The organism is Psychrobacter sp. 1Y1 (assembly GCF_051847395.2).
GTDB lineage: Bacteria > Pseudomonadota > Gammaproteobacteria > Pseudomonadales > Moraxellaceae > Psychrobacter.
Genome location: NZ_JBPYDF020000001.1, coordinates 2,332,104 through 2,353,006 on the forward strand (window position 1 = coordinate 2,332,104; position 20,903 = coordinate 2,353,006).

Below are 20,903 nucleotides of genomic sequence, written 5' to 3' on the forward strand. Positions count from 1 at the left end.
CTCTTTCCTTAGAGTTGTCCTTAGAACCAGTCCGCTTGCATATCAGTGCAAACTGAGTTGGTGTTGGTTAATAATTCGATGTCGCGTTTAACTAATGGTAGTTCCCAATCGATGAAGTATTTAGCCGCTTGTATCTTGCCTTTATAAAAGTTCTGCTGCTCGACATCTTGCGTCGTATTTAGTAGCTGCTCGGCTTTACTGGCTTGGCGAATCCAAATCCAGCTCAGTACAATTGAGGCAAAAATATTCATTAGTGCTTGAGCATTACCAGTCAATGTCAGCGCTTCTTCTGTCTGCAACACTTTGCCCAAATGCACGAGCACTTCATGCAACTGACCCATATAAGGCATCAGCTTGCCTGCAAGTTGTGCACTCTCAGGCGTAGTGATGCTTTCCAAATCTTGTGTAATTTCACGTTTTAGGATTTGAATGCCTAACCCACCTTTTTGCCATAACTTGCGGAATGACAAATCTAGCGCCTGCACACCATTTGTGCCTTCATGGATAGGATTTAGACGATTGTCACGCCAAAACTGCTCAGCTTGATATTCGCGCGTATAGCCTGCGCCGCCCAATACTTGAATACCCAAATCATTGGCTTTTGGACCATACTCAGATGGCCATGCTTTTAGCACTGGCGTTAGCAAATCTAATAGTTCGGTTAGCTCATTTTTTAGCGTTTCGTCTTCACAGGTATTGATACGGTCAATTAGGTTTGAGCCATATAAGCACAATGAGATGCCGCCTTCAGAGTAAGCTTTTTGTGCCAATAGCATTCGCTTTACATCACCATGCTGAATAATAGCCGTTGCATCATCTTCAGGCTTATTGTTTGGCGCAATGCGACCTTGTGTACGGTCTTTGGCATAATCTAGCGAGTACTGATAGCCGCGATAACCAATCATAGAAGCGCCAAAACCAACTGCAATACGTGCCTCATTCATCATTTTGAACATATAACGCAAGCCAAAGTGCTCTTCGCCGATTAAATAACCATGACAATCGCCTTCATCGCCGAAGCTCAATGCCGTAGAAGTCGCACCTCTATAACCAAGTTTATGAATCAGTCCGGTCAGATGTACATCGTTACGCTCGCCAACAGACAATTCAGCGTTCAAGCGATACTTAGGTACGGCAAATAAAGAGATGCCTTTTACGCCGCCTGGACCGCCTGGTACTTTGGCCAGTACCAAATGCACGATATTGTCAGACAGCTCATGATCACCTGCTGAGATATAAATCTTGCTGCCTTTAACGCGGTACGAGCCATCATCCTGTTTTACCGCGATGGTTTTGATATCGGCAAGTGATGAGCCTGCGTGCGGCTCGGTCAATGCCATGGTGCCAGTAAATTCACCTGTCAGCATGCGCGGCATAAAGGCCGCTTTGATATCATCACTAGCAAAATGCGAGATGACGTTGATTGCCGCAGTGGTCAGAAATGGATAGGCAGTCGTTGATGGATTGGCTGCCATAAAGTAGCCTGCCACAGCAGTCATCACCGTCTCAGGCAGTTGCATACCACCGTCTTCAAAACTATAACGACCGGCGATAAACCCTGACTCACGGAACGCATCAAAAGCGACTTTCACATCGTTTATCATGCTGACTTTTTTACCATCGAACTGCGGCTCGTTCTTATCCGCGATATGGTTGTGTGGCAAAAATAAATCTGTCGCGATCTTGTTTGCCGTCTCTAATACAGCATCAAATGTCTCACGGCTATGCTCTGAAAACTTTGCGTGCTCGGTGAGTGATTCCATGCCTAGTACATCATACAATTGGAAAGGTAATTCAAAGTCGTTTAGGAGGGTATCTGCGGCCATAATATTCTCGTTAACTGATTAAATGTGGTTATCAATTGATATTAGTCTAATTTGACACCTGTCCGTATTGTCATTTATGACATAATTATGGTCAAATAAGACACAAACAGAGTATCTAACCAGCTAAAATCAACCAAATAATGGCTATTTTGGTAAGCACAGCAAAGGAAACGAGTGACTTATGCCCTATTTCAAACCTTTTAAAATGATTATTCTTGGCTTCGATGGTGTGCTCGGTAGTGTACTCTCTGGCGCATTGGACTTGTTTTCATTCACGGGGGTCAGTTGGCAGCGCTTTTCGAATGAGTCTGTAGAGCCACGATTTAATGTTCAGATTGCAAGCTTAGGTGGTGGCGATATTAGGTGCAGCAATCGGTTAATCATGCAAGCCCACTGCGATATTCGAGACGTGACAGAGTGCGATTTATTGCTTGTGCCCACCATTGGCGACTCTATTGATAAGGTATTGACGCAAAACAGTGAGCTACTGCCCCACTTAGTACGGCTTGCGAATACCAAGGCCGATATAGCAAGCAATTGTAGCGGAGCATTTTTTTTGGCAAAGGCAGGATTGTTAGATCATAAGATAGCTACCACACACTGGGGCTATGCTAATAAGTTTAAGGCAGATTTTCCATTGGTGTATCTACAAGAGAATCAGTTTGTGACCCATTCGAGAAGCGAGTCAACAAACCAGTCGGGCAATATATTTTGTGCAGCTGGCGGCAGCGCCTTTTATGATTTGGGGCTATTATTAATAGAGCGTTACTGCGGACGTGAGATTTCTACACAGGTGGCAAAAACTCAAATTATTGATAGCAAAAGAGGCAGTCAAAATAGCTATACCAATGTGACCCTGCACAAGCCACATTCCGACCATTTGATTAAACAGGTCCAAGAATATATCGAAGAAAACTTTCAACATTCTTTACAGGTCAGTAGTTTAGCCGCTATGGTAAATATTACCCCGCGCACTTTAAATAGACGTTTCCAGTCCTGCGTAGCAATGCGACCGATTGAGTATATTCAGGCCGTTAGAATTGAACAAGCCAAACGCTTACTTGAATTGGGCGATGTATCAATAAAGTCGCTTGCCGATCAAGTAGGTTATGATGATATCTCTTCATTCACGCGTCTATTTAAACGTGCAACAGAGCTGACGCCTAAAGAATATCAAGATAAGTTTTCGCGGTTGGCTATTTAAAAAGGACAGTGCTTAGCGTTTAAGCAGTCTGCCACAACCCTTTTACTTGGATAGCATCAGCTTTTATAGTTGGGTAATCGTTAAATACCAACTGATAGCCGCCATTTGTATTAGGTATGAGCTGGCAAGTTGCTCCCAGCGGAAAACTGTATTTTTTGCCGATATGACCAAAAGGCATACCACTATATATCGGCAATCCTGTTAGTTCACGCAGCTGACGAATAACTGTGGCGACATCATAACGTTTGTCATAACTGTCCTCGCCCGTACCAGATAACGCCCCAAAAACAATGGCTCGCTGCCCTTTGAACACACCTGCGAGATATAAATCATATAACATGCGCTCAATACGATACGCCTGCTCACCGACATCTTCTAGAAATACAATACCGCCATCGATACGCGGTAAATACTCACTACCTGCCAGCGCTGACACGACACTTAGGTTACCACCCCAAATCGTACCAGTTAATGGTTTCGGCTCACCCTTTGTCAGTATGGCAGGTAGCTGCTGACTGGTTAATGAAGCATCTTGTATGCTGATAGTTAGATTGGGATTGGTTAACACTTCAACAAACTGCTGACAGCTGACTTTATCGGGCGCAGTTTTACCAAACTCACTATAAAGCATCGGTGCGGCCAGCGAGCTCATTGACCCTTTTGCCAATAGCGCACACTGAATAGCTGTCACATCGCTAAAGCCTGCGAGTATCGTGCCGCGCTCCTTCATAACCCGTCCTAGCGTCGCCCAATCCACCATAGGCAATATGCGCATGGCACCGTAACCACCGCGCACACCTAGCAGTAGTTTTGGCGCGGCTATTGCCCCAGTGGCAAGGTTTTGAAAATCGCTAGCACGCTGTGAGTCCGTTCCCGCAAAGCGTAAATACTGACGATTGGTAATAGCAGGATTTTCTACTTTAAACCCAGCACAAACCACTCGATCTAATGCCAACTGATTACGCTCATCACTACCACCAACGTTAGAGCTAGCAAAAAGCCGCGTCTCAATCGTAGGCGTGATACAACCTGTCTGCGTCAGTGACTCCTGTGACGTTTGTGATGATGAGCTATCATTCAACAGCGAAGTTGGCAGATCATCTTTAGTCAGCTGCGTACTATGATCAGAATCGATAGGACTGGCTGCAAGCGCTTGAGACATACCTTGGCTCGCCAATACTGCTGTGCCTGCACTCACACCGACTCGACGTAGAAACTGACGGCGGTTTAGCCCAGATGTTGTTTCAGTTGCATGACTATTTTTATCATCTTTCCATGACTGACGCTTAATCCCCATATCTTGCTGCTACCTTATCGCTTTTATTTTTATGATTTGTGTTTTTAGACCTTGTGGCAGCATATTGTAGACGCTTTTCTGACACTGATGGTTGCCTAATCTTTACCGATATTTACTTTTTCGCTACTGGGACACACAATATAGGTCGATTAGATTTGTTACTGTAAATACAAATTCATCGCAAAAAACAAAAGGTAATAATTATGTTTAATAAAAAAACCGATAAAAACAAGTCACTTGACTCTAATTTAGAATATTTGCTAGGCAAAGAAGACAAGCTTAAAGAAAAGTTAGAGGACAGCGGCTATCTTGAGCCGTTTAGTGATGATTTAATGCTATTTATGAGTCTTGTCAAAGACTATTACAAAGGTGACTACCGTAAGATCCCTTTCAAAACAATCTCAGCTGGCGTTATTGGTGCGCTCTATGTGCTAAATCCAATTGACCTCATTCCTGATTCTATTCCGTTTATCGGCCATATCGATGATGCGCTAGTACTTAAATTTTGTTTAAAGCAGGCCAGAAAAGATCTGCAAAAATACAAAGAATGGAAGCAGGAACAATCAGCTACTAAGGATAAGTTAGAATCTAACAATGATACGGATAAGACTGATAACGACAAGACTAGTACTGATGAGAAAGACAGCGACGAGACTGGTACTAATTTGAAGAAAGCCTCATAAATATTAGTACTTTCAGCTAAGAAAAAACTGCACTATCGAAAAAGCCACGACCGCGAATTAACTTTTCGGTCGTGGCTTTTGTTACTCACAATCCATTCAATACTGTATTTTAATCAGGCACTTCATAATTAGCTTTTTCTGGATTAAGACCAAACGAGTAGACGAATGTCGCAACGAGACTATTGACAATAATGAAAGGTAAATCAATCGCAGTATGACCAAGTGCATAGCGACCAAGCAGCCAAGAGACGATCAACATGATAATAAAAAATGCACCCAAATATGCCAAAATTGCAGGGTGTTTCAAATTATAAGGCTGCTCAGGCGTCGGTTGTTTGTCTAATACATACGTCCTTACCGCCCAACCAGCTGCATAAGAGAACCCACCTAACACTACGTAACTGAAAAAATTCATATCGCTTAACTCTAATGGTATGACTGTTTATAACAAAATACTGTCTATGCAAATATCATCCACCAAAAATAATATTTATAGTCGATACTTATCTAAATACTATCATCAATGCTTATTTAAATACTGTCATCAACATTATCGATAACAAGATTGGCATGTGGATTGGCTAAAATATCAGTATTCACCTCATCGCACTCCACACGGTAGATCGTGTTGGCACCTCGGTAAATATACGACAAGTACTCACTGTCTAAAAGCGGATCAATATTTGCATAGGCTGGTTTGACATGAGCCAGTACAAGTACACGATCAGGACGACCAATGACTGCATCGATATTGTCTGGATCGATAGAGAAGAACTGCGGTATATCGCTATTGTCTATCACTTCTAACGGCTCTGGTGTATCCCAGACGCGCTTAGCAGTGACGGGTTCTTTCATCTGCATCACCCAAGTGTCATTTTGCTGGCTGACCTTTATCTGAGCAGGCTCATCTTGACTCACCGTATAACAACCCTCAAAGACAGACAGATCTGCTGCAACTTCGGTATCTGCTTGAGGGCTGGTATCATTACAAGCGCTCAGAAAAATCGCGCTGCTAGCAGTCACACTGAGCATCAAATACGTCAGTCTCTTATTAAATAAATTCGAGCGTAAGGACATAATGGGGTTATCCTGCAATCATGCATTAAAAACTTTTATTAAGTGTACTATTGTCAAAAAACCATCAAATAGCAGATACAAAAAATGCGCTTGGGCATTTTTGTAGCAAAGACAGCTCTGTCATTAAAAACCAGTGGCTTTCAGCGAGCTTCGTTATTTTAACAGAAAACCAGGACGTTACTATTATGTTATAAGTTACCGTGAGGGTTTTCTGACTTTGTGCGTCACGACTGCCCATATTTATGATAGATTTGTTATACTCACAACGCCATCATCATCGTTCGAATAACATAAACGAGATGCTCTAGTACCACCCTATGCTTACCACTTATCAGGTCCATACTCTTTTATGTCAGACAACCGTAATTCAATGCCAAACACTCATAAAGATAACGCGATTGATCCATTGGCTGCTAAAACAAATACCACTGTGGCCTATACTGATGGTGCTTGCAAAGGCAATCCTGGCGCTGGCGGCTGGGGCGCACATCTTATATTTAGTGATGGCAGCACGCAAGATTTGTACGGCGGCGACAAAGAAACCACCAATAACCGTATGGAACTAATGGGCGCGATACAAGCCCTGACCCATAGCCCGCACGAGCATACACTTGAGATTTGGACTGACTCCAGTTATGTCAAAAAAGGCATCACTGAATGGATTGAGGGTTGGAAGAAAAAGGGCTGGAAAACTGCCAGTAAAAAGCCTGTCGCCAATCAAGACCTATGGCAACAATTGGATAAGCTCTGCCAACAGCGTGATGTTAGCTGGCATTGGGTCAAGGGTCACGCTGGACATGCTGGTAATGAAAAAGCAGATGAACTGGCAAACTTAGGTGTCACCTCAAACAGCGGCCATTCAGCTATGCTCAATGAAGCAGACATGACTAAAAAAAAAGACCAAATAGTGACTGATATTGATACTAATACTGACGCTAACACTGATACCTTGCAAAAATCGTCTAGCGCTGACTGGCTAAGTTTCGATCCACTGGGTCTAGATATGATGGACGATGAGTTTGATGAAGAGCCATTAGAACCTGAGCCGCTAAGAGAAGATAATCAGAGCACACCTGACAACCTTCAAACAAATGAAAACAGTGCTGTAGAATCTCACAGCCATCAAGACAATACATACAACCCGACGAGTACCAAAGCTATGCCAGATATTCAAACGCACCTAGATGATACCGTCGACAATGATATATTGCCAAGTGTAGAATCTGATGCCCCTAAGTTCGATGGGGATACTAGCCGTGCCAACCCATATTTCAAGCCGCTACTACCAAAGCCGATACACCGCCATGAAGCAGATCGTCAGCTTATCATGGATACAGAAACCACAGGGCTTGATGCGCTAAAAGGCGACCGTATTATCGAGGTCGGTATTGTGGAGCTGGTCGGACGTAAGTTTACTGGTGAAAAGCTGCACGTTTATATCAATCCGCAGCGCGGTATGGATGATGAAGTCATTCGTATTCATGGTATCTCTGAAGCATTTTTGACCGACAAGCCGACCTTTGATCAAGTGGCTCAGTCTTTGTACGACTTTATGGATGGCGCGGAAATTATCGCTCATAACGCTACTTTTGATATGAACTTCTTAAATATGGAGTTTGCAAAAGTTGGTCTGAATGACTTTGCCAATCGAGTGCAGGTAACCGATTCACTGGCGATGGCCAAGCAGCAGTACCCTGGGCAAAAAAACACGCTAGATGCCCTCGTGCGTCGCCTAGATGTTGGTAAGCAAGACCGTACTTTTCACGGAGCATTACTTGATTCAGAGATTTTAGCCGAAGTTTATCTGGCGATGACTGGTGGGCAGGTCACGCTTGCCATCGAAGAGGATACAGATACCGATGGCGGACAAACTGCTCATGCAAGTTTCGCCAATTTAGCGAATTTATTGCTGGCATCAACGGCGGATGAAACTGCTGACCAAAGCTGGTATGCCGCTTTGGCAGAAGACTATCCTGCCCTAAAAGCTAGCATGTAATTGTTGTTCGAATTTTTATTGAACCGACATTTGTATAATTTAGTCTTGATTATTATGATAGAAAGCGTTAAAACATCACTAACCAATATTTTCTAAGTCAAATTTACACTATTGCTATTCTCATCAGTACATTATGGAAAAATACTTATGGACCAGTCTGCGCAAATGAAGCTAACCGCCCCAACGCTTAGTGTTACTGATTTTAACCTACCATCACTCCATTTACTGCATGATGAGGTTATAGCAACGCTTAAAGACACCGAGATTCATCTAGGCGAGTTCAATGATGATAGTAGCCAAGCACCTTTATTGTCGGACTCTATCGAAGTATTAAAGCAGCTGTCTTGTATTTTCAAACTGATTTCTTTAGTCGGTGCAGAAGCATTGAATGACGCCATTGTTGGTGGTTTACAGAGACTGTATGACAATGGTGATAACAACGATACTGATTTGATCATGGATCTATCAGAAGCCATCATGACCTTGGATCGTTATGTCGAGTTTGTCCTCTTGACTGAATCGGTAGAGCCTACTCTACTGATACCTGTCATCAACAAGCTTAATGCACATAGTCAAAAAGCTCCTATTACAGCAGACTATTTTTCTGCATTTGGCAGCAGTAGTGTCATCATCGCCAATCCTGAACAAAACTTTGAATCTCTAAGCACGCTTAATCTAGACACAGAGCTGCTGACCAACGCGTATCGTAGTGGCCTTGCGGTTGCACTACTCAATCAAGATGGCAACATTGACTCAGCAGACCAGCAAAAGTTGGATGCTATGAGCGCAGCCTGCGCATTAATCGCAGCAAATACTGATAGCTTATTTTGGCAAGCGGCGACTGCTGCTGTGACTGATATCGCAGCAGTATTACCATTAAACCTAAGTCAAAAACACACACTTATTTATTTAGAGCAACAATTTCAAAGCTATTTACCAGTCATGGATACCCGCTTTGCAGATTTAGTGAGCTTTGCCTGTCAACGTGATAACGAGCAAGCGCAGCAATTACGTGAACAATATGCCAGTAATCATTTAGAAGGTGCTCAGCTAGAACAAATGAAGCGCTTTTTATTCGGTCCTAACCGCGAACTTACCGATACGTTAAACACAATTATTCAACATCAGATTAATAACATTAAAGAACACGTCGATAGCTATGCACGTGGCGATTCAATCAATCCTATTGATATGCAGACCGCGCAAATTATCGAAGAGCTGACTGAGCTTAGTTCAGCATTACGTTTATTAGGTCTGTCCAACGCAGCCAATAGTCTTAGCGAAGCAGCAAAAGCTGTTGGTCATTGGCAAGCACCTTCTCCTGAAGATTTCGATCATTTGCTACTAGCGTTAATGCACGCAGAGAACGCCACCATTGCTATGGCAGAGATGCATACACCAGGGGCAATCTATCTACCACTGAATAATCCGCATATCTCATTGCATCAGCTTAATACAGCCAATGATACCTTGATACAAGAAAGCCGAACTGCGATTGCTAGTGCTGAGCAAGCCATCAATGATTATTTGGCGGAGCCTGAGCGCGACATGCTCAATATCCAAAATATTCCTGGGATGATGCGTCAAGTAGCAGGCGCGGTACGTTTCTTACAGTTGGCCACACCTGCCAGCATGCTGAGTCAGCTAGCCAACTACATTGAAAAGCGTATCGAAGGCGGACGACGTATCGAAGACAGTACGTTAGCCTGCATCGCTGATGTTATTATGGCGGTTGATCATCACTTAGATGGTTTTGAGAATAATCGCCCTGTCAGCAAGCAAGCGCTTGATGTGGGTCAACAAAGCTTAAGCCATTTACTTGCTGCTTAACTTTTCTCATTGTCGTGTCATGGTCATTACCTCTTAACCATGACATCTCATTTGAATACAGATAGTTCAAAATAATGTAGGTACGAGTCAGGCACGTGAAAGCGCTACAGTCATTAGGCTGAACTAGCTTGGTCATTAGGCTGAACCAACCTGACAACATATATGGATATCTGGTTTACATAGAATTGATGATACTTTACTCTAAAACAGTCTGTGTCTACCTCGATGCGGACTTACTTTATAATGTTTGGAATTTTATATGGCCCATGCTTTTGTATTAAGTGATGACAGTATCTTATGCCGTCAAATGCCAGATGGTTGGTGGCCTTTACAGGTTCAGCTATCGCCCGATAGTAGTGACTTAAGCGAGCAAGCTTATCAGGTTGGTCACGTAACGCTACACGAGAGCCTAGCACCAAATCATTGGTTATCAGACGGCAGTAATAGTACTGGCAACCATGCAGATAATACGGTTGATGCCAATATGGCTCATAGCTTTACTGCCCAAGCTACGAGCGCCATGACTTATGACTATGCAGTTGCTCATAACGTGACGCTACCAATTATTGCTGAAAGCAGTGGTAACACTTTTGTTCCTTATCGAAAACTGATGACTCATTTGCCAGTCGCCTTGTCAGATCAGATTAGCCAGGCAATACAACTACTAAGCTGGCAAGCAGATACACAGTTTTGTGGTCGCTGTGCTAGCCCTACCGTACATGCCAACCAAGGCGAACGTGCCATGGTTTGTCCAGTATGTCGGTTGCGCCAGTATCCCCGCGTACAACCATGCGTCATTACTGCTATTACTCGTCCAAATCCAGTAACAGGTGAGATGCAAATTTTACTGGCTCACCATCATCGTCATGGACAGCAAAACCTACCGCCAATGTATGGTTTGATCGCAGGGTTTGTAGAAGTTGGAGAGAGTCTGGAGCATGCGGTGGTACGTGAAGTCGCGGAAGAGGTCAATATCAGCGTATCAGATATCCGCTATGTCAGTAGTCAGCCATGGCCTTTTCCCTCTAACTTGATGCTTGGTTTTCGCGCCTCGTATGACAGTGGCAACATTATCTTGCAAGAAGATGAGCTAGCACATGCTGATTTCTTTGATCTCTCAAACCTACCTAGAATCCCGCCAAAGGGTAGTATCGCTCGTGATTTGATCGACCAAGTGGCTAAAGAACAAAATATAGATTTATAATCAGTCCTTATCTACAAATACCACATTACGCTATAGTATTGTATTTTCAATCTCATCTCTTTAAAATCGCTGCTCCTGTGACAAGCGTTTTACTCTAGACTTTATTTTTTAATAAGTAACACGCTAACCTGAGCAGTAAGACGCTGACAGAGCAGATGCTCTTATAGATACTGTTTTACAAAGACCGCTTTCTCAACCTTTTATCTCTATTTATACTAATACCAATTCTAACGACTGGTATTAAGGTCCTTAATTAAATGCAAAGTAGCACCAATATACGCTTAGTTAATCTACCTATCTTATTCGATGCATTACACATTGATACCTTGCCCGCTGACATACAGGCAAAAATTGCACGTGTGGATGCTTGTTTGCCACAGACGCAGTGCGGGCTATGTGAGCATCCAGATGGTTGCCTGCCATATGCCGCTGCGATTGTATTAAATGGCGAACCATATAATAAATGTGTACCTGGTGGTCAGCCAGTCACGGACGCGATTGCTCAGACTCTCGATATAGATACTCCTTACACTATGCTGACAGCAGTGCCTTCACAGTGGCCCATAGATGCCACCTCTGAACGTCCGACCGAGGTTCGTGCAGTTATTCGTGAAGATGACTGTATCGGCTGCACCAAATGTATTCCTGCTTGCCCAGTAGATGCTATCGTTGGTACTGGTAAGCATATGCATACGATTTTTACAGATTTGTGCACGGGCTGTGAGCTATGTATTGCGCCCTGCCCTGTTGATTGCATTGACTTAGTTACGATTGAGCGAGAAATATCTGAGCCTGAGCGAATAGCAGAGCAAGAGGATTTGAGACAACGCTACCACACTCATTTAAAACGCGTCACAGAACAGCTTGCCGATACGAGCAATAGTAGACCTGTCGTTAGTATGGTAGAGGCTAAGCTCAATAATGCAGCAAGCCAGTCTCTAAACATCAGTGAGTCACAAGCAAAAAACACCATTGCGGCTGCCAAGCTCCGTACCAAAATCAAAAAACTAGAAAAGCAATTGAGTGTGCGTGCAAATGATAAGAAACAAGTAGAGCTCGAATCCTTACAAGCAGAGCTTGAGTCATTGCAAGTAGCGCTATAACGGTAATGGCTGATTAAGCAGTTAATTCGTTAATAAATTGATACTTTAATCATTAACATGAATGTTAGCGCTAGCATATAATTTGGCACCACCATTCATCAAAATAATAGTCAAAATGCCATGAGTAAAACGGTCAAACATAAAACAGCTGACACACCGCCCTCTAGACGAATGCCCAATCGTGACGTGCGTCCATTCTTTGAAAAGCTGGCAGCGACTATTGATGAACCTGTCACCGAACTCAATTATGACAGTAATTTTGAATTACTTATCGCGGTAATTCTGTCCGCACAAGCGACTGATGTCAGTGTCAATATTGCTACCAAGCAATTGTACCCAGTAGCTAACACACCTGAGGCGATACTAGCATTAGGCGAAGACGGTCTCAAATCCTATATCAAAAACATTGGTCTATATAATGCCAAAGCAAAAAACGTCATAAAAACTTGCCGTGATTTGATTGAGAAATTTGATAGCACTGTTCCTGATAACCGCAAAGATTTAGAGTCACTGGCAGGTGTCGGCCGAAAAACTGCCAATGTCGTGTTGAATACGGCCTTTGGCCAGCCGACCATGGCCGTTGACACGCATATCTTTCGGGTGGGCAATCGTACTGGGCTTGCCACTGGCAAAACCGTACTTATGGTCGAAAAAAAGCTGGTCGAGCGCATCCCAGAAGACTTCATCGTAGATGCCCATCATTATCTTATCTTACACGGCCGCTATACCTGTCAGGCACGTACACCCAAATGCGGCGCTTGCCCTGTCTATGAAGAATGTATGTTCAAAGATAAAGCTGCATTTTTAGAGTTGTAACGTATTGTTCATTTCAAGCAGATGCTACTACAGCCAATTACTCAGCTAGATAAACTGCTATCCAGTAACCAGCTTTGATTGCAGTGAACTGCTTGTTGAGCATTTCTTATAGTAGAGCAAGTGTTGCTCACTAGAGTTTTATAACGTTTCAAGGTAGAATAACCCTATTTTGCGTTAAGAGATTTTGGCCATTATCCTGCTTCTGATAAGGCAATCTGCACATTAGCGTTGTCTATTAGGGTAAGTATTGACCCAACTCGTTACCGCCAAGACCATATCAGAGCGAGGCAGTATCATTTTATATATTGATTGAATGATAGTCAGCTCACCTTTTGGTCATATTTATTAGCAAAGATTTTAGTCAAAACCGATTTTAAATTGAGAAATACCGATTATCTGCCGCGTAAATGCGTGGTCAAAATTAATTAAAGCGGCACCTAGATGTGCTGCTTTTCCTACCCTTATTGATTCAATTAAGCGATCCCATTATGCGTGAATACAACTTATTTACCTCAGAATCTGTGAGCGAAGGCCATCCTGACAAAATGGCTGACCAAATATCAGACGCTATCCTTGACGCTATCTTACGTGAAGATCTGCACGCACGTGTGGCATGCGAAACCTTAGTAAAAACAGGCGCAGTCATACTTGCAGGTGAAATCACTACAACGGCAAATATCGATTTAGAGCGTCTGGTCCGTGACACTGTAAATGGCATCGGCTATCACCATTCAGACCTAGGCTTTGATGGCGAGACTTGTGCAGTCATCAATATGCTAGGCAAGCAATCTCCTGAAATCGCGCAAGGCGTCGATCGTAGCGACCCAGAAGAGCAAGGTGCAGGTGACCAAGGCTTGATGTTTGGTTATGCTAGCAATGAGACCGAAGTCCTGATGCCAGCGCCTATCGAGTATGCCCATCGTTTGATGGAGCGTCAGTCGGAGCTGCGTCGCGCAGGTGAGTTGCCGTGGTTGCGTCCAGATGCCAAAGCGCAGGTGACCTTGAAATATGATGGTAATCGTCCTGTCGCCATCGATGCTGTTGTATTATCAACACAGCATGATCCAAGCATCTCGCAGTCAGACCTACAAGAAGCCGTGATGGAATCTATCATCAAGCAAGTGCTACCAGCTGACTTACTGCACGCTGGCACACGCTATCATATCAACCCAACTGGTAAGTTTGTGATTGGTGGTCCTGTTGGTGATGCTGGTTTGACTGGTCGTAAAATTATTGTTGATACTTACGGCGGTATGGCACGTCATGGTGGCGGTGCGTTCAGTGGTAAAGATCCTTCAAAAGTCGATCGTAGTGCTGCTTACGCGGTACGTTATGTTGCCAAAAACATTGTAGCAGCAGGTCTTGCTGAGCGCTGCGAAGTACAGGTCAGCTATGCGATTGGTGTCGCTGAACCTACTTCTATCTCTGTTAATACCTTTGGTACTAGCAAAATCAGTAACGATGAGATCATTCGCTTGATTCGTACGCATTTTGACCTACGTCCTTACGGCATTACCCGTATGTTGAACTTACTACAACCAATGTATCAGCAAACGGCTACCTTTGGACACTTTGGTCGTCCAGGCTCAGAAACTGCCTTTACGTGGGAAAAAACAGACAAAGCTGATATCTTAAAAGCAGACGCTGGTTTATAAGAGTCACTACTTTAAAACGTTTACCAACCATTTTTATATACTAAAAACTACTGACACTTATTATTAGGAGTTGCTTATGTCTCAAGACAATATTCAAGACCAAAACGCTGATGCTAACATCGAAATCACCCCTGAAATGCAGGCATTCTATCAACGTGCTGATGCTATCATTGGTATCGCAAACAGCCAGCTAGGCCCTGAAGCACATTCAGGTCAAGTAGGTGCTTCTTTATTGTATGCTGCAGCACGTTATAGCGCGTCAGTTGCCTCTATCGGCTTCGTCAAAGGCGATGATTTCGCCAAAGAAAAAGATGATATCGTCGAGTTTTATGTCAAACAGTATCGCCAAATGCTGAGCGACAATTTAACTGATTATGCTCAAAACTTTGACAAGTACGTGCAGCTAAATCAAGACGACAAACCAGCTGAATAAGCGAATCTCGTCAGTCTAGATGTCTTTGATTTAGACATGCTGTCGTAGTATCAATATTTGATGGCAGAAAACAAAACCCCAAGCTTAATTGAGCTTGGGGTTTTTTGTATGATGCTTAAGTGGATAGCTACTGATAAATGAGCTACCATAAATGCTTAAGCGTTTAGCCTCAGTAGGCAAATCCATCAGCGATAACAGGATGCTATCGAATATTATGAATAAGGACATTTCTTATGAAACAAACTATATCCAATCTCCGATTTTCCACAATTAATCAATCTTCGTTCAAACCATCATTACTGATACTGACTTTAGCCTTAGTTTTAAATGGCTGTAGCTCTATGTCTGATGTAGGCACGTCTGGTCAAACACCTACCCCATCCAGTCCTGATATCGGTCAGCAATTTGAAGGTGCTGCTCTTACTCAATGTCCGCCCGCTAACCCTGCCAATAATATCTGTACGGCACAATATGAACCCGTCTGTGTAAAGACGAAAGTTGGATCAGTTTTTAGCTACCGAACGGCTAGTAATGCCTGCTCAGCCTGTAATATCCCTGAAGCCGTTGGTTATACAAAAGGCAAATGCAATTAATCTATAAAACGATTATATCGAAAGCTACTGTACTGAAAGCTGCTGTATTGGAAGATTTTTTATTAAAAATATTGAACATCCGTAAAAATACCCAGCTTATGACAAGCTGGGTATTTTTGTAGCTAAGAAATAAACTCTAAAGCTTAAGCATCTTTCTCAAGTGCTGGTGGGCCTTTTAGCAACTCTTCATCACGGAACTCATTAGCCGAGTTGTGCTCTGCTGACTCTTCTGTGGTGAACCATTGCTGATTACGATACAGTATCAAGCGATCTCGACTGAGACCGCGCAGTAGAGAGTACATCATCACGACGATCACAATAGCAAAAGGAAAACCTGAGACAATCGATGCCGCTTGTAATGCACTTAAGCCACCTGCTGCTAGCAATACAGCAGCGATAACACCTTCAGAACCAGCCCAAAATAAGCGCTGAATCTTTGGTGGATTGGTATCACCACCTGATGTCAGCATATCGATGACAAAACTGGCTGAATCTGACGAGGTAACAAACCATAATACAATCATCACCACGATGAGCAAGTTGACCGCACCTGTTAATGGATAAGACTCCATCAATTTAAAGATAGCGCTACCCGTATCGGCTTTGACCGCTTCGATCAGACCTGGGCTAACTATGTTAGGGTCTGCTGCTGCTACCAACTCCATATTTACCGCAGAACCACCAAAAGCAGTAAACCACAGGAACAATATCGTGATAGGAATTAACAGTACGCCTAATATAAATTCACGGATGGTACGGCCACGAGAGATACGTGCAACGAATACCCCAACGAATGGTGACCAGCTAATCCACCATGCCCAATAGAAAATCGTCCAAGAAGCTTGCCAATTTTCTTCGCCTCTATAAGACTCTGTCCATAGACCTAATGGCACGATTTGATGCAAATAGTTGCCGATGTTTTCTACGAAGCTGTTAAAGATAAACTGCGTAGGCCCAAAGATAATCACAAAACTTAGCAATATCACAGTGAACAATATATTGGTATCACTTAGACGCTTGATGCCTTTATCCAATCCCATAAACAGAGATAACCCTGCTAGCATGGTGATAAGGCCAATCAAAATAATCTGCACCGTAATATTATTGGGTATACCAAATAACGTCTCAAGGCCTGAGTTGATCTGCAAGACGCCAAGACCTAACGTGGTCACTACCCCAAACATCGTACCAAATACGGCGAGCGTATCTACCGTATGTCCCCAACCGCCGTAGATTTTTTTACCCAATATTGGATAAAGTGTCGAACGGATAGCCAGTGGTAAACCTACTCGGTAATGAAAATAAGCGAGCGATAGCGCAACCATGCCATATAGCGCCCATACATGTAGACCATAATGTAGGAACGAGATATTCATCGCTTGCTTGGCAGCGGCAACTGTCTCCGCCTCGCCTAATGGTGGTGCCATGAAATGATACAACGGCTCAGCAGTGCCCCAGTAAAGCAGCCCAATACCGATACCTGCTGAAAACAGCATACCAATCCAAGAAACCATATTGTACTCTGGCCTCTCATTCTGATGACCGAGTCTGATATCGCCGTAGCGGCTAAATATCATATAAATACTCATGACCAATGTTAAATTGACCACGACAATAAAGAACCAGCCAAAGCGTAAAGAGACAAATGCTTTTGCTTGGTTAAATACGACTTCTGCTTGTTCGTTGAATAAAGCGCCAAAAATAATGAACGCCAGTATCAAGATTGCTGAAGTCAAAAATACAGGTTTACTTACCCGCGGAAAAGGGCCTAATCGGCCAACTTTTACATGATCCATAGGTATATCCCCAAAAAAGTGCGTAACCATACCAAGGTATGAACGAATTATCAAATATAACACCTTGTAAATACTGCCGAATGTATAGAAATCGTAGTAACATTTCGGTAATAATTTTCAACAAACCGAATTTGTCCTGAATAAATTTAAGTATCTTCACCCAATAAAGAAGCCCCAACTTAAAAATAAATTGGGGCTTCTTCTGTTAAAAGCTTAAGTAGTTGTCCTACTTTTACCTACTTTTAGTCACCTTTAACAATCTTAGGTGGCCCTTTTAGTAGATGCTCGTCAACAAACTCATCAGCTGAGTTATGATCTGCTGATTCATCTGTGATAAAGCTTTGCTGCGCTCGATATAGAATCAAACGGTCACGGCTAAGGCCCCGCAACAACGCATACATTATGACAAAAACCACTAAAGCAAATGGCAATCCTGCTACGATGGCAGCTGCCTGCAAAGCAGACAATCCACCAGCCGCTAACAATATGGCAGCGATAACGCCTTCTGTGGTTGCCCAAAACAAACGCTGAATCTTTGGTGGATTGGTATCACCACCAGCGGTCAACATGTCAATAACAAAACTGGCTGAATCTGACGAAGTCACAAACCAAAGCATAATCATGACAACAATCATTAACGTAATCGGTTTGGCTAGTGGGTAGTACTCAACCAGCTTAAAGATTGCGCTACCCGTGTCTGCTTGTACTGCTTCAACCAACCCTGGGCTAATACCTGTCACAGCAGAGGCAAGCTCCATGTGAATCGCTACGCCACCAAAGGTCGTGAACCAAAAGAACAAGATAAGCATAGGGATTAATAGCACCCCAAACGTAAACTCACGGATGGTACGGCCACGAGAGATACGGGCAATAAAGATACCAACGAATGGTGCCCAGCTCACCCACCATGCCCAATAAAATATCGTCCAAGCACTTTGCCAATCTGTTCCACTATAAGACTCGCCCCACGTACCCAAAGGCACGATCACGGTCAGATAGTTGCCGATATTTTCGATAAAGCTATCAAATATAAAGAGCGTTGGCCCTAAAGCCACCATGAATACCAATAAAACGATTGTAAAACCGATATTGATATCACTAAGGCGCTTAATACCTTTATCCAGACCCATCATAACGGAAGCGGCTGCAAGCGCTGTGATGAAAGCTATCAAACCGAACTGTACAGTGAGACTATTCGGCATGCCAAATAGTTTCTCAAGTCCCGCATTGATCTGCATCACTCCAAGCCCGAGTGAGGTGACCACACCAAACATCGTACCAAACACGGCCAAGATATCGACCGTATGCCCCCAGCGGCCATAGATTCTTTTGCCAAGTAAAGGATACAAGGTTGAGCGAATCGATAAAGGCAAACCGCGACGAAAATGAAAATACGCTAACGACAGTGCCACAATCGTATAGATGCCCCAAGCGTGTAGACCCCAATGCATAAATGAGATATTCATCGCTTGCTTTGCGGCTTCAACCGTTTCGGCCTCGCCCATTGGTGGTGCCATAAAGTGATACAACGGCTCCGCTGTACCCCAATAGACGAGACCAATACCAATACCCGCAGAGAACAACATGCCAATCCAAGAAAACAGATTGTACTGCGGTCGCTCCGTTTGATTGCCTAAACGAATATCACCATAGCGACTCATTCCTAAGTAAATGCAAAGCCCGAGCGCTGTATTCACTAAGATAATAAATAACCAACCGAACTTATCGGTAATAAAATTCTGTAAAAAACTAAAAACTGCCCCTGCTGTTTCAGTGAAAAGCGCACCGAAAATAATAAATCCAACGATCAACAGTGACGATGTAATAAACACAGGTTTACTCACCCGTGGAAAAGGTCCTAATCTGCCTACTTTTACTTCTTCCATGTGCAAGTCTCAAAATTTAAGGAATATTACCTTAACAAAATAGGCTTTAACTATCAATCAATTACAAAATAAAACTTGATAAAACTATTAATTTACTCTAAAAGAATTCAATAGTTTTATTAAAATAATTAAATATACAGGTAGGTAACTACGTCTTTAATTCGATGTTTTTTCAATATTGTTTCGATGTTATTTGGGCAGTAATCTGAGTAATTGTGCATCATTACCGTCTTCAAGTGTCCACACTTGCCCGTCTACTGCTAGCACACTGCGTACACGCTCTCCCATGTCATAGCGATAACGCTCAGCCGCGGTATTGTCGTCGTTTATGCCCACTACGATAAGCGCTTTAGACGATAAGCCACTGATGAGCGCATTGCCCTGCCAGCTAGGAAAATCATTATGAGCACCAGCCGTATAGATGCTTATAGCAGATGGTGATATGACAGGTGTCCAAGTAATTTTGGGTGCCGCAAACTCTGGCTTTGTGTCATGGTCAGGAATGTCTAGACCTGAATAATTGCGTCCATTGGATACCACTGGCCAGCCATAGTTGTTACCCTTCTCAATAATATTAAATTCATCGCCACCTTTTGGTCCCATTTCATGCGCCCAAAGCTGTCCACTATCGTCAAATGCCATACCAAGCACATTGCGATGTCCGATGGTCCAAAACTGTTTGGCCAACTCATTAACAGTAAACGGATTGTCTGTCGGGGTGTTACCATCAGGACTCAACCGTATTATCTTACCCAGATTGCCATTCATGTCTTGTGCTGGGTCTTTGTCTTGACGCTCGCCTGAGCTGATATATAGATAGCGGCCATCGGGAGAAAACAGCAGGCGATGACTATAATGTCCTTGCCCTGTGACTTTTGGAGACTGTTGCCAGATAGGCGTGATATCTTGCAACGTAGGTGTGGCTGTCTCTAATCCTGAGAGTGTCGCTTTGATAACTTTAGCACCAAATTTATTGCTATCAGCTCCTGCCCCTGCTTCTGCGTAGCTAAGATAGACGGTATTGGACGTAGTAAAATCTGGCGACACGATGATGTCTCCTAAGCCGCCTTGACCACCGTAAGCGACTGTAGGAACGCCTTCGATTTTGATCTTATTACCCGTCGCTGTATCTACGATAAATAGCTCACCTGTTTTTTGTGTCACCAGTAATTTTGGTGCTTGACTACCTGTATTGGGTAAGGCTGTCATGGCCCAAGGCTCATCAAAGGTAGCGATTGATTTGGTGGTAAAGTCAGGCTTGCTAGTCTCTTTTTGTGTGGTGGTTTGTGTGGCGGTTTGAGTATCGCTATCTGAAGTTGAAACTTCTTTAGATTCTGTTGCAGTACTTTTATTATTAATAGTACTTACTGTAGAAGGGTTGGAGCACGCGGCAGTGCTAAACAACAATGCTGCAATAATTAGCGGCGAAGTTAAAGGTATATTTATACGTTCAATATGAGCTGTCATCGGTCTGTTTCTCCATTCAGTTGATACTGATACTATT

17 protein-coding genes are annotated in these 20,903 nt (G+C 43.3%); 10 read left to right on the forward strand and 7 right to left on the reverse strand.

The features are described 5' to 3' along the window. Nucleotides 1–20 precede the first annotated feature (20 nt). Nucleotides 21–1,826, reverse strand: a complete 1,806-nt coding sequence (locus ACS8FA_RS23680; protein WP_439266018.1) for an acyl-CoA dehydrogenase family protein — start codon at nt 1,824–1,826, stop codon at nt 21–23. A 181-nt stretch (nt 1,827–2,007) separates the two neighbouring features. Between ACS8FA_RS23680 and ACS8FA_RS23685 the strand changes: the two genes are divergently transcribed. After that, on the forward strand, nt 2,008–3,030 hold the full coding sequence (locus tag ACS8FA_RS23685; RefSeq protein ID WP_439266016.1) for a GlxA family transcriptional regulator: 1,023 nt from the start codon (nt 2,008–2,010) through the stop codon (nt 3,028–3,030). 19 nt (nt 3,031–3,049) lie between these two features. Here ACS8FA_RS23685 and ACS8FA_RS23690 read toward each other — a convergent pair whose 3' ends face one another. Then, nucleotides 3,050–4,327, reverse strand: a complete 1,278-nt coding sequence (locus tag ACS8FA_RS23690; RefSeq protein ID WP_439266014.1) for an LD-carboxypeptidase — start codon at nt 4,325–4,327, stop codon at nt 3,050–3,052. A 203-nt stretch (nt 4,328–4,530) separates the two neighbouring features. On the opposite strand from ACS8FA_RS23690, the gene ACS8FA_RS23695 reads away from it, so the two are divergent. Then, nucleotides 4,531–5,010 (forward strand): YkvA family protein, encoded by a 480-nt coding sequence (locus ACS8FA_RS23695; RefSeq protein WP_165597862.1) that lies wholly within the window; start codon nt 4,531–4,533, stop codon nt 5,008–5,010. Between the two features lie 109 nt (nt 5,011–5,119). Here the strand turns inward: ACS8FA_RS23695 and ACS8FA_RS23700 are convergent, their stop codons facing one another. Then, nucleotides 5,120–5,425 carry a hypothetical protein gene (locus tag ACS8FA_RS23700; protein ID WP_439266011.1) on the reverse strand — a complete coding sequence of 102 codons (306 nt, stop codon included), beginning with the start codon at nt 5,423–5,425 and terminating at the stop codon, nt 5,120–5,122. 116 nt (nt 5,426–5,541) lie between these two features. After that, nucleotides 5,542–6,087 (reverse strand): hypothetical protein, encoded by a 546-nt coding sequence (locus ACS8FA_RS23705; protein ID WP_439266009.1) that lies wholly within the window; start codon nt 6,085–6,087, stop codon nt 5,542–5,544. Nucleotides 6,088–6,436: 349 nt separating this feature from the next. Between ACS8FA_RS23705 and dnaQ the strand changes: the two genes are divergently transcribed. The 8 genes from dnaQ (at nt 6,437) to ACS8FA_RS23745 (ending at nt 15,717) form a co-directional block, all read left to right on the forward strand. Further along, nucleotides 6,437–8,083 (forward strand): DNA polymerase III subunit epsilon, encoded by a 1,647-nt coding sequence (gene dnaQ / locus ACS8FA_RS23710; RefSeq protein ID WP_439266007.1) that lies wholly within the window; start codon nt 6,437–6,439, stop codon nt 8,081–8,083. 147 nt (nt 8,084–8,230) lie between these two features. Continuing rightward, entirely contained in the window at nt 8,231–9,913 is a 1,683-nt protein-coding gene (locus ACS8FA_RS23715) for a hypothetical protein (RefSeq protein ID WP_439266005.1), read from the forward strand. Nucleotides 9,914–10,172: 259 nt separating this feature from the next. Next, nucleotides 10,173–11,117: an NAD(+) diphosphatase gene (gene nudC, locus ACS8FA_RS23720; protein ID WP_439266003.1), complete on the forward strand. Its 945-nt coding sequence runs from the start codon at nt 10,173–10,175 to the stop codon at nt 11,115–11,117. A gap of 257 nt (nt 11,118–11,374) precedes the next feature. Then, complete coding sequence (locus tag ACS8FA_RS23725; RefSeq protein ID WP_439266001.1) at nt 11,375–12,220, forward strand: RnfABCDGE type electron transport complex subunit B; 846 nt, start codon at nt 11,375–11,377, stop codon at nt 12,218–12,220. Nucleotides 12,221–12,391: 171 nt separating this feature from the next. Beyond that, on the forward strand, nt 12,392–13,036 hold the full coding sequence (gene nth, locus ACS8FA_RS23730; RefSeq protein ID WP_522902006.1) for an endonuclease III: 645 nt from the start codon (nt 12,392–12,394) through the stop codon (nt 13,034–13,036). 488 nt (nt 13,037–13,524) lie between these two features. Beyond that, nucleotides 13,525–14,691, forward strand: coding sequence for a methionine adenosyltransferase (metK, locus tag ACS8FA_RS23735; RefSeq protein ID WP_057760687.1), 1,167 nt, complete (start codon nt 13,525–13,527; stop codon nt 14,689–14,691). A 76-nt stretch (nt 14,692–14,767) separates the two neighbouring features. Continuing rightward, complete coding sequence (locus ACS8FA_RS23740) at nt 14,768–15,124, forward strand: DUF3144 domain-containing protein (protein WP_102078350.1); 357 nt, start codon at nt 14,768–14,770, stop codon at nt 15,122–15,124. Between the two features lie 341 nt (nt 15,125–15,465). Next, nucleotides 15,466–15,717, forward strand: a complete 252-nt coding sequence (locus ACS8FA_RS23745; RefSeq protein WP_439265996.1) for a hypothetical protein — start codon at nt 15,466–15,468, stop codon at nt 15,715–15,717. Nucleotides 15,718–15,860: 143 nt separating this feature from the next. Here the strand turns inward: ACS8FA_RS23745 and ACS8FA_RS23750 are convergent, their stop codons facing one another. The 3 genes from ACS8FA_RS23750 to ACS8FA_RS23760 form a co-directional block, all read right to left on the reverse strand. Next, nucleotides 15,861–17,513 carry a BCCT family transporter gene (locus ACS8FA_RS23750; protein ID WP_057760694.1) on the reverse strand — a complete coding sequence of 551 codons (1,653 nt, stop codon included), beginning with the start codon at nt 17,511–17,513 and terminating at the stop codon, nt 15,861–15,863. A gap of 242 nt (nt 17,514–17,755) precedes the next feature. Then, a complete protein-coding gene (locus tag ACS8FA_RS23755; RefSeq protein ID WP_058025181.1) occupies nt 17,756–19,399 on the reverse strand; it encodes a BCCT family transporter in 1,644 nt (547 codons plus the stop codon). 189 nt (nt 19,400–19,588) lie between these two features. Further along, nucleotides 19,589–20,866, reverse strand: coding sequence for a PQQ-dependent sugar dehydrogenase (locus ACS8FA_RS23760; RefSeq protein ID WP_439265993.1), 1,278 nt, complete (start codon nt 20,864–20,866; stop codon nt 19,589–19,591). Nucleotides 20,867–20,903 lie beyond the last annotated feature (37 nt).